Source organism: Domibacillus aminovorans, assembly GCF_001643235.1.
In the GTDB taxonomy this organism is placed as follows: Bacteria; Bacillota; Bacilli; order Bacillales; family Domibacillaceae; genus Domibacillus; species Domibacillus aminovorans.
Genome location: NZ_LQWY01000004.1, coordinates 40,169 through 54,299, shown reverse-complemented (window position 1 = coordinate 54,299; position 14,131 = coordinate 40,169). Strand labels below are relative to the sequence as shown.

The 14,131-nt window shown below is 43.3% G+C and carries 20 protein-coding genes; 1 reads left to right on the top strand and 19 read right to left on the bottom strand.

Translation table 11 applies throughout. The features are described from left to right. Positions 1–328: 328 nt before the first annotated feature. Positions 329–1,021, top strand: coding sequence for a polysaccharide deacetylase family protein (locus AWH49_RS02050; RefSeq protein ID WP_018395191.1), 693 nt, complete (start codon positions 329–331; stop codon positions 1,019–1,021). Positions 1,022–1,041: 20 nt separating this feature from the next. Here AWH49_RS02050 and AWH49_RS02045 read toward each other — a convergent pair whose 3' ends face one another. From AWH49_RS02045 to rplO, 19 genes are all read right to left on the bottom strand, one after another. After that, positions 1,042–1,647, bottom strand: a complete 606-nt coding sequence (locus AWH49_RS02045) for a KinB-signaling pathway activation protein (protein ID WP_063964494.1) — start codon at positions 1,645–1,647, stop codon at positions 1,042–1,044. 129 nt (positions 1,648–1,776) lie between these two features. Further along, entirely contained in the window at positions 1,777–2,838 is a 1,062-nt protein-coding gene (locus AWH49_RS02040) for an Mrp/NBP35 family ATP-binding protein (RefSeq protein ID WP_063964493.1), read from the bottom strand. A gap of 77 nt (positions 2,839–2,915) precedes the next feature. Continuing rightward, positions 2,916–3,596 carry an N-acetylmuramoyl-L-alanine amidase CwlD gene (gene cwlD / locus AWH49_RS02035; RefSeq protein WP_034288010.1) on the bottom strand — a complete coding sequence of 227 codons (681 nt, stop codon included), beginning with the start codon at positions 3,594–3,596 and terminating at the stop codon, positions 2,916–2,918. Between the two features lie 100 nt (positions 3,597–3,696). Beyond that, positions 3,697–4,089, bottom strand: coding sequence for a 30S ribosomal protein S9 (gene rpsI, locus AWH49_RS02030; RefSeq protein ID WP_018395187.1), 393 nt, complete (start codon positions 4,087–4,089; stop codon positions 3,697–3,699). Positions 4,090–4,114: 25 nt separating this feature from the next. Next, the gene (rplM, locus tag AWH49_RS02025) at positions 4,115–4,552 is read right to left on the bottom strand and encodes a 50S ribosomal protein L13 (protein ID WP_018395186.1); all 438 of its coding nucleotides are present in this window, start codon (positions 4,550–4,552) and stop codon (positions 4,115–4,117) included. A 167-nt stretch (positions 4,553–4,719) separates the two neighbouring features. Next, the gene (truA, locus tag AWH49_RS02020) at positions 4,720–5,457 is read right to left on the bottom strand and encodes a tRNA pseudouridine(38-40) synthase TruA (RefSeq protein WP_063964496.1); all 738 of its coding nucleotides are present in this window, start codon (positions 5,455–5,457) and stop codon (positions 4,720–4,722) included. A gap of 14 nt (positions 5,458–5,471) precedes the next feature. Beyond that, positions 5,472–6,269, bottom strand: coding sequence for an energy-coupling factor transporter transmembrane component T family protein (locus tag AWH49_RS02015; RefSeq protein ID WP_063964492.1), 798 nt, complete (start codon positions 6,267–6,269; stop codon positions 5,472–5,474). Further along, positions 6,266–7,129, bottom strand: coding sequence for an energy-coupling factor ABC transporter ATP-binding protein (locus AWH49_RS02010; protein WP_034288007.1), 864 nt, complete (start codon positions 7,127–7,129; stop codon positions 6,266–6,268). The genes AWH49_RS02015 and AWH49_RS02010 overlap by 4 nt, the downstream gene beginning before the upstream one ends. Further along, positions 7,105–7,944 (bottom strand): energy-coupling factor ABC transporter ATP-binding protein, encoded by an 840-nt coding sequence (locus tag AWH49_RS02005; protein WP_034288005.1) that lies wholly within the window; start codon positions 7,942–7,944, stop codon positions 7,105–7,107. Before AWH49_RS02005 ends, AWH49_RS02010 begins: the two co-directional genes overlap by 25 nt. Before the next feature lie 249 nt (positions 7,945–8,193). Beyond that, the gene (rplQ, locus tag AWH49_RS02000; RefSeq protein WP_018395181.1) at positions 8,194–8,586 is read right to left on the bottom strand and encodes a 50S ribosomal protein L17; all 393 of its coding nucleotides are present in this window, start codon (positions 8,584–8,586) and stop codon (positions 8,194–8,196) included. A 31-nt stretch (positions 8,587–8,617) separates the two neighbouring features. After that, positions 8,618–9,562: a DNA-directed RNA polymerase subunit alpha gene (locus AWH49_RS01995; protein ID WP_018395180.1), complete on the bottom strand. Its 945-nt coding sequence runs from the start codon at positions 9,560–9,562 to the stop codon at positions 8,618–8,620. A gap of 152 nt (positions 9,563–9,714) precedes the next feature. Next, positions 9,715–10,104 carry a 30S ribosomal protein S11 gene (rpsK, locus tag AWH49_RS01990; protein WP_018395179.1) on the bottom strand — a complete coding sequence of 130 codons (390 nt, stop codon included), beginning with the start codon at positions 10,102–10,104 and terminating at the stop codon, positions 9,715–9,717. A 25-nt stretch (positions 10,105–10,129) separates the two neighbouring features. Continuing rightward, complete coding sequence (gene rpsM, locus AWH49_RS01985) at positions 10,130–10,495, bottom strand: 30S ribosomal protein S13 (RefSeq protein WP_018395178.1); 366 nt, start codon at positions 10,493–10,495, stop codon at positions 10,130–10,132. Positions 10,496–10,518: 23 nt separating this feature from the next. Then, a complete protein-coding gene (rpmJ, locus tag AWH49_RS01980) occupies positions 10,519–10,632 on the bottom strand; it encodes a 50S ribosomal protein L36 (protein ID WP_000868344.1) in 114 nt (37 codons plus the stop codon). Positions 10,633–10,670: 38 nt separating this feature from the next. Next, the gene (gene infA, locus AWH49_RS01975) at positions 10,671–10,889 is read right to left on the bottom strand and encodes a translation initiation factor IF-1 (RefSeq protein WP_018395177.1); all 219 of its coding nucleotides are present in this window, start codon (positions 10,887–10,889) and stop codon (positions 10,671–10,673) included. 43 nt (positions 10,890–10,932) lie between these two features. Further along, the gene (gene map, locus AWH49_RS01970) at positions 10,933–11,679 is read right to left on the bottom strand and encodes a type I methionyl aminopeptidase (protein WP_026221801.1); all 747 of its coding nucleotides are present in this window, start codon (positions 11,677–11,679) and stop codon (positions 10,933–10,935) included. Further along, the gene (locus AWH49_RS01965) at positions 11,679–12,332 is read right to left on the bottom strand and encodes an adenylate kinase (protein ID WP_034288000.1); all 654 of its coding nucleotides are present in this window, start codon (positions 12,330–12,332) and stop codon (positions 11,679–11,681) included. Before AWH49_RS01965 ends, map begins: the two co-directional genes overlap by 1 nt. A 50-nt stretch (positions 12,333–12,382) precedes the next feature. Beyond that, positions 12,383–13,681 (bottom strand): preprotein translocase subunit SecY, encoded by a 1,299-nt coding sequence (gene secY, locus AWH49_RS01960; protein ID WP_034287996.1) that lies wholly within the window; start codon positions 13,679–13,681, stop codon positions 12,383–12,385. After that, positions 13,681–14,121 carry a 50S ribosomal protein L15 gene (rplO, locus tag AWH49_RS01955; protein WP_018395173.1) on the bottom strand — a complete coding sequence of 147 codons (441 nt, stop codon included), beginning with the start codon at positions 14,119–14,121 and terminating at the stop codon, positions 13,681–13,683. The genes secY and rplO overlap by 1 nt, the downstream gene beginning before the upstream one ends. Positions 14,122–14,131: the final 10 nt, after the last annotated feature.

Below are 14,131 nucleotides of genomic sequence, written 5' to 3'. Positions count from 1 at the left end.
CCAAAAAGTGTTTGACTTGCTCATTTGTTTATCTGCAGATGACAGGCATCTGCCAGATAAGATTTAAAACTAAAACGTTGACGTTTTTATTGATTCTGTTCAGTTTTCAATGTTCAATTGCGCTGTTCGACAGCGACTTTTATATACTAACATTTTGCCGCTTTTGTTGTCAACATTTTTTTCAAAACATTTTTCAGCAACTTCGCGTCTTCGCAACGGCAAGATTTAATTTAACATGTTTCTCTACAAAAGGTCAATCGTTTTTTCGTATTTTTTTATTTTTCATTCATATACTTTGTTTAATCCTTTTAAATCGGGGGCTATGACAATGACGCCGTTCCTATTTATACGTGCCAAACAATTAAAATGGGTTGCTTTTTTTCTTATGTCAGCCTGTCTTTTTTTCTTATTTTTGCAGCCTAAAAACGAACATCCCGTTATTTCAATGGATGGAGCAACAAACAATATTTACGCTGGTCAGAGCGGTATTTCTTTAACAGTAAATGTGGATCAACAAGAAAAAAACATTGGGAAATTAGTACATGCTTTGATCAAAAACGAAACAACTGCTTCTTTTTTTGTTACTTCCTCCTGGCTTAAACACCATCCAAAAGCATCAAAATTACTTGTCGACAGAGCATTTGATATAGGTGTTCTTGTTACCGATTCTTCTAATGAGGACAAGATCATTCAAGAAATTGCTGCTGTAAAAAAAATACTTGCTTCGCATGGCCAAAAAGACATTGTTTTTTTACGGGCAGCAGATGGCAATGAACATGAAAATCTTTTGCACGTTGCAGCTGCCCATGGTTATTTGCCCGTGCAATGGAGTATTGATTTGCGTAGCCAATCCGCTGATTCTTTTATAAAAGAATCAGGTAAAGGAGACATTGTTTTATTAAACACTGACGAGGACCAGCTTGCATTGGAGAAATGGATCTCTATTTTATCCCAAAAAGAAAAATTAATCAGCTTGTCTGAAATGATTGGCGGCGATACAAAGATTCAATATATTCCATGAAAAAAAGTCTCAAAGGCCGATTAATTGGCTTTTGAGACTTTTTGATTGTATTTCGGCAGCATTAAGAGCTGAAATGCATTACATGGTAATAGTGTAAAAAGCATTAAGTAAAGCCAGCTTTCTTCATTTGCCTGCAACACAGGAAGCCACTCCAGCGTTGTAACGACGATCATAAAGAACAATGCTGCAACGAAGACATTCTTATTTTTCCCTTTTCCTTTTAGCCATGCAACTAGGAGACCGACAATGAATAAAACGGCTGCTAAAATTAAATAAGAACCGATTGCTTCCCCGTCATTGCCGAATGCTTCAAACCGAAAATAGACAAGGTCGAACAGCACGACAATGATCAGTGCGATCTGAATAAAATTCCAGTATGAGCGGAATAATCCAAGTCCAAACTGATGAATTGTCAAGTAGGCAAAGAACCCCATCTGGCTAATGACACTAAATGTAAAACCAACACCGATCAGCCAAGCAAGAACAGACAGCACTTCTTTCCATTCACCATTTGCGAAAAGTGGTGAAAATTCTCCCCAGCGGATGATAAAGCCTAAAATACCGGCAACCGCTCCACCGATCAGCAATGTATGTGTAAAAAATCGTATCCAGTTTCGTATACCCACGCATGAATCCCCCTGTATATTCTTCTCTTTCGATTGTAACAATACACTAGTGAAAAAGAAAGGTTAAGAGACGTGGACAATTTTTGTCTTTTCACATAAACAGCTTCCGGGCTGTGACCCGGAAGCTGTTTACTTTAAAGATAGTTTCGTATCAAGTTTTGCGGCGATTTCTTGATAAATTGCCCCAAGCGGATGATCTTCTGCATAAACGGATGGAGCAAAGTCCTCTTCATTCCAGTCCGGCTGCTGAAGCGGCAGGCGTCCAAGTACTTCCGTTCGTAATTCATCAGCTAGCTTATCACCGCCGCCTTTACCAAAAATGTACTCTTTTTCACCTGTTGATTTGCTTTCAAAATAAGCCATATTTTCAATAACACCTACTAATTCATGTTCAGTTTGTAGCGCCATTGCACCAGCACGGGCTGCGACGAATGCGGCAGTCGGATGCGGCGTCGACACGATTACTTCTTTACAATGTGGGAGCATCGTATGAACGTCGAGCGCGACATCCCCTGTTCCTGGCGGCAAATCAAGTAGCAAATAGTCAAGATCGCCCCACTCTACTTCTTTGAAAAAGCTGTTTAACATTTTACCAAGCATCGGACCACGCCAGATGACCGGTGCATTATCATCAACGAAAAAGCCCATTGAAATGACTTTTACACCGAACCGCTCAACGGGGATTATTTTTTCACCACGAACAACCGGACGTGTTGTAATCCCCATCATATCCGGTACACTGAATCCGTAAATATCCGCATCAATAAGACCTACTTTTTTGCCAAGACGGGCAAGTGAGATCGCTAGGTTGACCGATACAGTTGATTTTCCAACACCGCCTTTACCACTCGCAATGGCTAAAAAGACAGTCTCACTATTTGGAGAAAGCAATCCCCCATCCTTTTCACCAGCATCTGCACCACGAAATTGAGCTATTTTCTCTTCAGACAGTTCGGTAAAACGAAGGCCAACTGTTTCAACGCCCGCTTCTTTTAACGAATTCACAATTCGCATTTGCAACTGCAATTGTTCAGGCGTTCCCGTTTGAGCGATGGCAATCTTCACGCTCACATGATTTTGTTCTTCTCTCATTGTAATCTCTTCAATGCCGCCCGTTTCTGCAAGTGTTTTATGTAAAAAAGGGTCTTCAAGGGCGTTCACAATGTCGCGTACTCGCGCTTCTGTAATCATAGGGAGCACCATCCTTCACTTGTATTCTTCACTTTACTCAGTATACCATAATCATGTAAATGAAGGATGGAAAACGGTTACTGGCTTTCAAAATAACGCAATATACCACGTGACACGGAAGCTGCTGTTTTATCTTGATACTCCTCACTTAACAGAAGACGACGCTCTTCTCGATTTGATAAAAAACCGATTTCGACAAGTGCTCCTGGTATAGTTGCTTCTTTTAAAATATACACATGTCCAATTTCTGCCGGCTTCCGTTCTGTATTTTCAAGATTAACTGTCAACTCACGCTGAATGGATGTCGCTATTTTTTTATTTTCAGGCAGGTGAGAAGCATAAAACGTTTGAGATCCCCGCCACCTTTCTGATGGGATCGCATTTAAGTGGATACTAACAAATAAATCAGCTCGCGACTCATTAATGAGCCGGCTTCTTTTCTGCAAATCTTCTGTTTTTCGTGTGCGCACGCTCTTCGTTTCTTCCCCTGCTAGATCCTTGTCTTCTTCTCTGGTCATTAACACAACTGCTCCCTGCCCATTTAAATAATCTCTCAGCTTTTCTGAAACGGATAATGCAATGTCTTTCTCCAGTGCGTCAGCGTCTCCCGCACCTCCATCCATCCCCCCATGCCCGGGATCGATCATAATCGTCAGACCCGTAAGCGGCAGCTTCCACGTATTAAAGACAGGCTTTATATCTTGATAAAAAAAGGCGGCGATGGCAATCAGAAGAATTACAACAGCAATCCGCTTCATAAACAGTCCCTCCTGTCACAAACAGTATATGAACGAAATTTCCTGTAAATGAAAAAAATCCTTTCTCCAGGTTGGAGAAAGGGTTTTTGATAACGAAAAATTAACGTTTTGAGAACTGTGGCGCGCGACGTGCACCTTTAAGTCCATATTTTTTACGTTCCTTCGCACGTGCATCACGTGTAAGGTAGCCTGCACGTTTAAGTGTTGGGCGATATTCTGGATCGGCTTGCAAAAGAGCACGGGCGATACCGTGACGGATCGCTCCCGCCTGCCCTGTGTAGCCGCCTCCGTTTACATTTACATGTACATCATAGCTGTTTCCTGTTTCAGTCGCAACAAGCGGCTGGTTGATCACAGTACGCAACGCTTCAAATGGAATATAATCTTCAGCAGTACGGCCATTGATTAGAATTTTACCTTCGCCTGGTACGAGACGTACACGGGCTACTGAACTTTTACGGCGTCCTGTGCCTAAGTATTGAACTTGTGACAATGTCATTTCCTCCTTTTAATATTTATTATCCGCGAAGTTCGTAAACTTCCGGTTGTTGTGCTTCATGCTTATGTTCTGCTCCAGCGTATACATGAAGTTTTTTGAACATTTGACGGCCTAAAGAACCTTTTGGAAGCATGCCTTTAATAGCAAGCTCAAGCATTCTTTCAGGGTTTTTATCACGCATATCTTGTGCTGTACGTGTTTTCAAACCGCCTGGATACATGCTGTGACGGTAGTAAATTTTCCCTTGAAGTTTGTTACCAGTCAATTCAATTTTAGAAGCGTTGAGGATGATGACGTTATCACCAGTATCAACGTGCGGTGTGAAAGTTGGTTTATGTTTGCCGCGCAAAATAGATGCTACTTCGCTTGATAGGCGGCCCAATGTTTTGCCTTCAGCATCGATCACGAACCATTTACGCTCGATTTCGCTTGCTTTAGCCATATAAGTCGTACGCATTGTTTACCCTCCTGATTTGTTAATGTTTTTACGGTTCAATGTATTTATATCACGAATAAACTTCCGGGGCTTATCGTGGGGTCAAATAACATACCATATGCTATAATATATTGTCTTTAATTTATTGTCAAGAAAAAATGCAACACTCGGTTTAGTTGCCATGCATTTCAATAAAAAACTTTCCACAAATATAACCCTTCTGCCGGTGCTGTCTGCCCTGCACGCTTACGGTCGCGGTCTGCCAAAATAACAGCCACATCAGCAGGCTCAATGCGCCCGTTGCCTGCTTTTATTAATGTTCCTACTATAATTCGAACCATATTGTACAAAAATCCGTTACCAACGAATCTCACTTCAAGGTCGTTGCCCTGTTCAATAAATGTAATATCTGTTATAGTCCGCACTTTATTTTCTTTATCGGTTTTCGCCGAACAAAAGGATGTAAAGTCATGTTCACCAATTAAATGAAGAGCCGCTTCCTTCATCCGCCTCACCTCAAGCGGATACGGATAATGATGGGCGTAGGCATTCCGAAATGGATCTCGGAACGGTGTCCGGTAAATACGGTAGCGGTATTCTTTACCCTTAACTGAATAGCGTGCATGAAATGAGTCAGGCACTTCTTCTGTCCACTTCACCGAAATATCAGCAGGAAGTTCACCATTGAGTGCTCTTGCCCATCTTTCGGCCGGCATCTGGATCGGCGTGTCAAAATGAACAACCTGTCCGAGCGCGTGTACACCGGCGTCTGTACGGCCGGATGCGTGTGTTTTAACAGGTGTCTTTTTATGGATAACGTATAAGGCCTTTTCAAGCTCCTGCTGCACCGTCCGGCCGTTCAGCTGCGACTGATAACCTGAAAAGCGCGAACCATCATACATGAGTTCACATTTTATCCGTTTCAACTTGATCTCTCCCATTAACTCCTTAATATGAATAGAGCAGCTGATAGGACAACTAGAAACAGCATCGCCATCGTATCACGCATGCTCCAGCGCAGAATCCGGTATTTCGTCCGGCCTTCGCCGCCTTTGTAGCCACGTGCTTCCATCGCTACCGCGAGCTCCTCCGCGCGTTTAAAGGCGCTCACAAACAACGGTATTAAAAGAGGTATAATTGCTTTGACCCGGTCTGAAATCGATCCGCTCGAAAAGTCGGCTCCGCGTGCCATCTGTGCTTTCATAATTTTATCCGTTTCATCAAGCAATGTCGGAATAAATCGGAGAGAAATGGACATCATGAGCGCCAGTTCGTGCACTGGTACCTTTATCTTTTTAAGTGGACCAAATAAAGATTCAATTCCGTCCGTCACCGATATAGGCGGCGTCGTCAGTGTAAGAAGTGATGTCACAAAAATAAGCAGTAAAAATCTCAGCGAAATAAAGATCCCTTTTATAACACCGCCTTTATAAATCGTCAAAAAGCCGAATTGTGTAAGAACATCCCCCTCTTTTGTAAAAAAGACATGCAAAAAGAACGTAAACAGCACGAGGAGAAGCACCGGCTTAAGGCCCCCAATTAAAAAGCGCAGTTTCACTTTTGATAAAAAGACAATCAAAAAGGTAAATGCACCGAGCAGCGCGTATGTCACAACGTTATTCGCCAAAAAAACGATCCCGACAAATATAAAAATAAACAACAGCTTCGCACGTGGATCCATCTGGTGCACAACGGAATCTGATGGCAAATAGCGGCCAAAAATAATTTTCTCCATCATGATATTTCACCGCGTAGTTTGCCTATTTCTGCAGCCAGTTCTTCAGGCGTTAAACAAACCTTTTCAAGCGGCCGCCCAAGTCTTTTTTCAAACAACTGCTGAAATCGAACTGTTTCCGGTATATCAAGACCTACACTCGTTAAACTATCTGCATCACGAAAAATGTCACGTGGTGTACCGGTGCGATGAACACGTCCTTTATGCATAATAACGATTTTATCGGCATACCGTGCTGCATCTTCCATACTGTGAGTAACCAATACACACGTCAGCCCGTTCGTCTTCTGCAACCCTGTGAACATGTTCATGATGTCCTGCCGGCCGCGTGGGTCAAGTCCTGCTGTCGGTTCATCAAGTACAAGGACGTCCGGTTTCATCGCTAGCACACCAGCAATCGCAACCCGTCTCATTTGCCCGCCGGACAAATCAAACGGTGATTTCTTCAGTATATCTTCCGGTAGACCGACAAGGCGGACTGCTTCAAGTGCCCGTTTTTTTGCGTCATTTTCTGTTACACCAAAATTCATCGGACCGAAGCAAATATCCTTTTCAACTGTTTCTTCAAATAACTGATGTTCTGGAAATTGAAACACGATGCCGACGCGGCGGCGGATCTCTTTTAAATTCTTTTCCTTCCGTCCTGCTGCAATTGTACGACTTCCAATCTCAATTTCTCCTTTTAACGGTTTGAGAAGCACATTTAAATGCTGAAGAACAGTCGATTTGCCCGAGCCTGTATGACCGATAATCGCAACATACTGGCCGGAGGGGATGTGAAAGGAAACATCAGCAATTGCTGGCCGTTCAAACGGTGTACCGGCGGCATATCGGTATTCTACATCTTGAAGTTTAATGTCCATAATTCACTCACCAGCTCTTCTTCATTAAAATGACGCTGTGACAGCTGCAGACCCGCATCTGCTAGCAGTTGACTCATTTGAACAGCAAATGGTACACCGAGACCGAGATTCAAAAGTTCTCTGTCCAATTGAAAAATACTTTGCGGTGTTCCTTCTGTATACAGCCTGCCCTCATTCAAGACGATCACTCGGTCTGCTTTTGCTGCTTCCTCTAGGTCATGCGTAATCGAAATAACCGTCAGTCCTTCTTTTTCGTTCAATTCACGAACAGTATTCATCACTTCTTCACGTCCAAGTGGGTCGAGCATCGATGTTGCTTCATCTAACAAAATGATGTCCGGGCGTAAAGCAATCACGCCAGCTATCGCCACGCGCTGTTTCTGTCCACCGGAAAGATGGTGCGGCTCTTGATTCAGAAAAGCAGTCATGCCGACTTTTTCAAGAGAGGCGAAAACACGCTCCTGCATGACACCATGTTCAACACCGTTATTTTCTAACCCAAAAGCCACATCATCCTGAACCGTTGTTCCAACAAATTGATTATCTGGATTTTGAAAAACCATCCCTAGTTTTTCACGAATAGACCACACATTTTCTTCATTGAGTGCATACCCGCCAATCATAACGGTACCTTTAGACGGATAATGAAGTCCATTCAACATCTTAGCGAGCGTTGACTTGCCCGATCCATTATGACCCACAATCGCCAGCCATTCTCCTTTATACACATCCAGCGAGACATTGTTTAAGGCAAGTGATTCCTGTTCTGGATACTGATAAGAAACCCCTTTGATTGAAATGACTATTGTATTCATGCTGTTCCTCCCTGTTCGTACAAAACAAAAAAAGCCCGCACCCCGAACCAAAGAATAAACATTCTTGCCGCTGCTTGCGGTCGGGTTGAGGGGTGCATGAGCTAGACGGGACGCACATGGTACTTGTGATACGCCCATCGTAACGCTCTAAGCTTGTTGAATGAGAGCAAACGGCTCCGTATGCATATAAAAAAGACAAAACAAAGCAATGTTTGTTTTGTTTTGCCCATTTCGCGGTCTTACTGGCTATTATACGAGCTCAATAATGACCATTGGTGCGCCATCGCCGCGGCGTGGACCAACCTTCATAATGCGAGTGTAGCCACCTTGACGCTCTGTGTAGCGCGGTGCAACATCATCAAATAATTTTTGAAGAGCGTATACTGGCTGCTCTTTTGTTTTGCCATTTTTCTCTACTTCAACAGTTGATGCGACTTCGTGACGAAGATATGCAGCAGCCTGACGGCGGGCATGCAAGTCACCACGTTTACCTAGTGTAATCATTTTTTCAACAACTGAACGCAATTCCTTCGCGCGTGTTTCAGTCGTTTCGATGCGTTCACTAATGATGAGATCTGTTGTAAGATCGCGGAGCATCGCTTTGCGCTGAGCGCTTGTACGTCCTAGCTTTCTGTAACCCATGAAGATACCCTCCTTTTATTGATGTCGTAAATTAATCTTCTTTTCGTAAGCTGAGACCAAGCTCATCCAATTTCGCTTTTACTTCTTCAAGCGACTTACGGCCGAGGTTGCGGACTTTCATCATATCGTCTTCACTCTTGTTCGCAAGTTCTTGAACAGTATTAATACCAGCGCGTTTTAGGCAGTTGTAAGAACGTACGGAAAGATCAAGTTCTTCGATCGTCATCTCAAGTACTTTTTCCTTCTGGTCTTCTTCTTTTTCCACCATGATTTCTGCATGCTGTGCTTCATCAGTCAGTCCTACGAAAATATTAAGATGTTCTGTTAAGATTTTTGCCCCTAAAGAAATCGCTTCTTTCGGTCCGATACTGCCATCTGTCCATACGTCCAGTGACAATTTATCAAAGTTGGCAAGCTGTCCAACGCGAGTATTTTCCACCTGGAAATTCACGCGGGAAACAGGTGTATAGATGGAGTCGATCGCAATGACGCCGATTGGATGATCTTCTTTTTTATTGTGATCAGCCCGGTTGTACCCTCTGCCGCGCTGTGCCGTCAATCGCATACGGAAATTGGCATTTTCACCCAATGTCGCAATATGCAAATCTGGATTTAAAATTTCCACATCGCTGTCGTGGGTAATGTCGGCAGCCGTTACGGTTCCTTGACCCTGCACATCGATTTCAAGCGTTTTTTCCTCATCGGAATAAATCTTCAACGCTAGTTTTTTGATATTCAAAATGATCGATGTTACATCTTCTACGACGCCCTCAATTGTTGAGAATTCGTGAAGCACTCCATCAATATGAATGGCAGTGACCGCGGCACCTGGAAGTGAGGATAATAAGATACGACGTAAGGAGTTACCTAGAGTTGTACCATATCCGCGTTCAAGTGGTTCCACGACGAACTTTCCAAATGTAGCATCATCGCTGATCTCAACCGTTTCAATTTTTGGCTTTTCAATTTCGATCATTCCATTTTCCCTCCTTGAATACGTCAAAATTCCGGCCAGCCGAAATTCTCCATGTTTACCATTCCCGATTTTACATAACAATTGGTCAATTCCTGAATCAAAACAGTCAATTTTCCATTATAACCGGAATAGTTATTCTTTATACAGGAAGATTAAACACGGCGACGTTTTGGAGGACGACAGCCATTATGTGGAACCGGCGTTACGTCTTTAATAGCTGTAACTTCAAGGCCTGCTGCTTGAAGAGCACGAATTGCTGCTTCACGACCAGAACCAGGTCCTTTAACTGTTACTTCAAGAGTTTTCATACCATGTTCGATTGATGCTTTAGCAGCTGTTTCAGCAGCCATTTGAGCAGCAAACGGAGTTGATTTACGTGATCCTCTAAATCCTAAAGCACCTGCACTTGACCATGCTAGAGCGTTACCATGAACGTCAGTAATTGTTACAATTGTGTTATTGAATGTTGAGCGGATGTGTGCAATACCAGATTCAATATTCTTTTTCACACGACGCTTACGAGATTGTTGTTTACGAGCCATGTCGAAAATTGACCTCCTTTACCAATTATTTTTTCTTGTTAGCTACAGTTTTACGCGGTCCTTTACGAGTACGCGCGTTGTTTTTTGTATTTTGTCCACGTACTGGAAGTCCGCGACGGTGACGGATACCACGGAATGAACCGATTTCCATCAAACGTTTAATGTTAAGAGATACTTCACGACGAAGGTCACCCTCTACTTTCAAGCGGTCAATAACTTCACGGATTTTATTCAATTCATCTTCCGTCAAATCACGAACGCGCGTATCTTCAGAAACACCTGCTTCAGCAAGAACTTGCTTAGAAGTCGGTCTACCTACACCAAAAATATAAGTTAATGAGATAACTACACGCTTGTCGCGTGGAATATCAACACCTGCTACACGTGCCATAAAATGTGCACCTCCCTTTAATATTAGCCTTGTTTTTGTTTATGCTTAGGGTTTTCACAAATAACCATAACCTTGCCGCGTCTGCGAATGACTTTACATTTCTCACAGATTGGCTTTACTGATGGTCTTACTTTCATTTCTCCAACCTCCTTCATAGTCCGGAGCGCCATAAATGTTATTTGTAACGGTACGTGATCCGTCCGCGTGTTAAATCATACGGTGAAAGTTCTACTGTTACTTTATCGCCAGGCAGGATACGGATAAAGTGCATACGAATTTTGCCCGAAACGTGAGCTAAAATCGTATGTCCATTTTCCAATTCTACCTTAAACATGGCGTTTGGCAAAGTTTCAGTGACAGTACCTTCAATTTCAATTACATCGTCTTTCGCCATTTTTTCATCTCCCTTCACTTTTCATCCCGAGTGGCTTTTGCCATCAAACTTTCGTCAAAATGTCGAAGCCTGTTTCGGTTATCGCAATTGTATGTTCAAAATGAGCACACATTTTTCCATCCTGCGTAATGACAGTCCAATTATCCTCAAGTGTCTTTACATAACGACGACCGGCATTGACCATCGGTTCGATCGCGAGCACCATTCCGGGTTTTAGCACTGGACCTTTCCCCGGCGGACCGTAATGAGGAATTTGCGGAGCCTCATGAAGGTTTTGCCCGACACCATGCCCAACATACTCACGAACGATTGAAAAGCCATTCGATTCCACATACGTTTGAATTGCATGGGAGATGTTTGAAAGATGTTCACCCGGTCTCGCTTCACCCAGCCCCACGTAAAGCGATTCCTCTGTTACTTCGAGAAGTTTCTCCGTTTCAGGTACAATCTGGCCGACAGCGTATGTCCAAGCCGAGTCACCATGATAACCCTTATAGTAAGCACCGATATCAACGCTGATGATGTCGCCTTCTTTCAAACGACGATCACTCGGAATCCCATGCACAAGCTCTGCATTTACTGAAGCGCATATGCTGCCAGGGAAACCATTGTAGCCTTTAAAAGAAGGTGTTGCACCGTGGCGCCTAATGCACGCTTCAGCGATGGCATCCAGCTCCATCGTACTTATACCGGGGGAGATATATTTTTGTAATTCCTGATGTGTTAGCGCAACAATATGCCCCGCTTCTTTCATAATCTCTAGTTCTCGAGGGGTTTTACAAATGATCATTATTTACGTAGGCCTTCAAGTAGTTGATCAATGTTTTCAAAGACGACATTGATATCTTGCTGACCGTTAATGTTTTTCAAATATCCTTTTTCGCGATAAAAAGCAAGCAATGGTTCTGTTTGCTTTAAATTAACGTCAAGACGGTTTTGAACCGTTTCTGCATTGTCATCTGCACGTTGATAAAGTTCGCCGCCACAGCGATCGCACTTATCTTCCTCAGATGGCGGATTAAATTCCAGATGATACGTTGCACCACAGCTTTTGCATATGCGGCGGCCTGTTAAGCGTCCCATTAAGATGTCTTTATCAACACCGATATTAATGACGTAATCAATTTTACGGTCAAGGTTTGCAAGAATATCTTCAAGCGCTTCTGCTTGAGCGACTGTACGTGGGAATCCATCAAGAAGGAATCCTTTTGCACAGTCAGATTGCGCAAGGCGCTCATTCACAATTCCGATCGTCACTTCATCCGGAACGAGTTCCCCTTTATCCATAAATGATTTTGCTTTTAGGCCAAGTTCCGTTTCATCTTTCATTGCAGCACGGAACATGTCACCTGTTGAAATGTGCGGAACACCGTACTTTTCAACAATTTTCTCTGCCTGAGTACCCTTACCGGCACCTGGCAATCCCATTAACACGAGATTCATTGATATTCCCCCTCAGTCTGGTTAGAGTGAAGTCACACTTCACCCGGTGCTTACTTCATAAAGCCTTTGTAATGACGCTTTACAAGTTGTGCTTCAAGCTGCTTCATTGTTTCAAGTGCCACACCGACGACGATCAAAAGACTAGTACCGCCGATTTGCGCCGCTGGTGGAAGACCCGCGAATTGAATGAAGAAAACTGGCAGCACAGCAACGGCTGAAAGGAATATTGCGCCGACAAATGTCAGTCGGTAAAGCACGTTTGTCAAATAATCTTGTGTGTTTTTTCCGGGACGAATGCCCGGAATATATCCACCCTGCTTTTTCAAGTTATCAGCAACTTGTTCAGGGTTTACTTGAATGAAAGCATAGAAATACGTAAACGCAACAATCAATGCGACATAAATGACCATCCCGATCGGTTTCGTGTAATCAAATATGTTTTGTATCGTTGTCGTCACATCATTTGATCCAAAGAACGATCCAATCGTTTGGGGTGTAATCAAGAATGAGATCGCAAAGATAACCGGGATAACTCCCGCAGCATTTACTTTCAGTGGAAGATGAGTCGACTGGCTCCCCATTGGTGCCATGCCGCCTGATCCCACGCGTTTTGCATATTGAATTGGAATTTTCCGCAGCGCTTGCTGAAAGAAAATAACCCCTACAACAATTGCCAGTACAGCAAGCAAGATCAAAAGCAGAACAACAATGCGTAGGAAGAGCTGATCGCCCGCTCCTTCAATTTGCTGTGCATAAATTTGATTTACCGCTCCTGGAATTGCCGCAACAATCCCTGCGAAAATGATAATCGAAATCCCATTGCCGACTCCTTTAGCGGTGATTTGCTCACCAAGCCACATAAGAAAAGCCGTCCCTGCTGTTAACACAAGTGCAATTAACAAATATCCAGAAAGGCTGTTGTTTTCGACGAGCATCCCGCCGTACAAACGGTTAAATCCGTATGACATACCAAGACCTTGAATGAATCCGAGAACAATTGTGAAATAACGCGTAAACTGAGTCAATTTACGCCGCCCAACATCACCTTGCTTCGACCATTCAGTGAACTTTGGCACAACGTCCATTTGCAAAAGCTGCACGATGATGGATGCAGTAATATACGGCATAATTCCCATTGCAAGAATCGAGAAGTTTTGTAACGCTCCTCCACCGAATGTATTCAGAAATCCAATCAAACCAGCCTGCTCCTGGCTACGGAGAACATCCGCGTTCACAAAAGGTACTGGAACAAAGGTGCCGATACGGAACACGATTAACATAAGTAGGGTAAATATAATTTTATTTCTTATATCACCCACACGCATAAAATTGGAGATTGTGCGAAACATTAGACCACCTCTGTCTTACCGCCAGCCGCTTCAATTGCTTCTTTCGCAGCAGCAGAGAATTTGTGAGCTCTAACTGTCAGCTTTTTCTCTACATTGCCGTTCGCAAGAATTTTGATTCCTGCTTTTTCGCTTTTCACAATGCCACTTTCAATAAGTAGTTCAGGTGTAACTTCTGTACCTTCTTCAAAACGATTTAATGTATCAATATTTACGACCGCATAATCTTTACGATTCACATTCGTAAAACCCCGTTTAGGAAGACGACGGAATAAAGGAGTCTGTCCGCCTTCAAATCCTAGACGGACACCACCGCCAGAACGTGCGTTTTGACCTTTATGACCTTTACCGGACGTTTTTCCGTTACCGGAACCAGTTCCGCGTCCAACACGATTACGTTCTTTGCGAGAACCTTGAGCTGGTTTCAATTCATGAAGTTTCATGCTTGTGCAC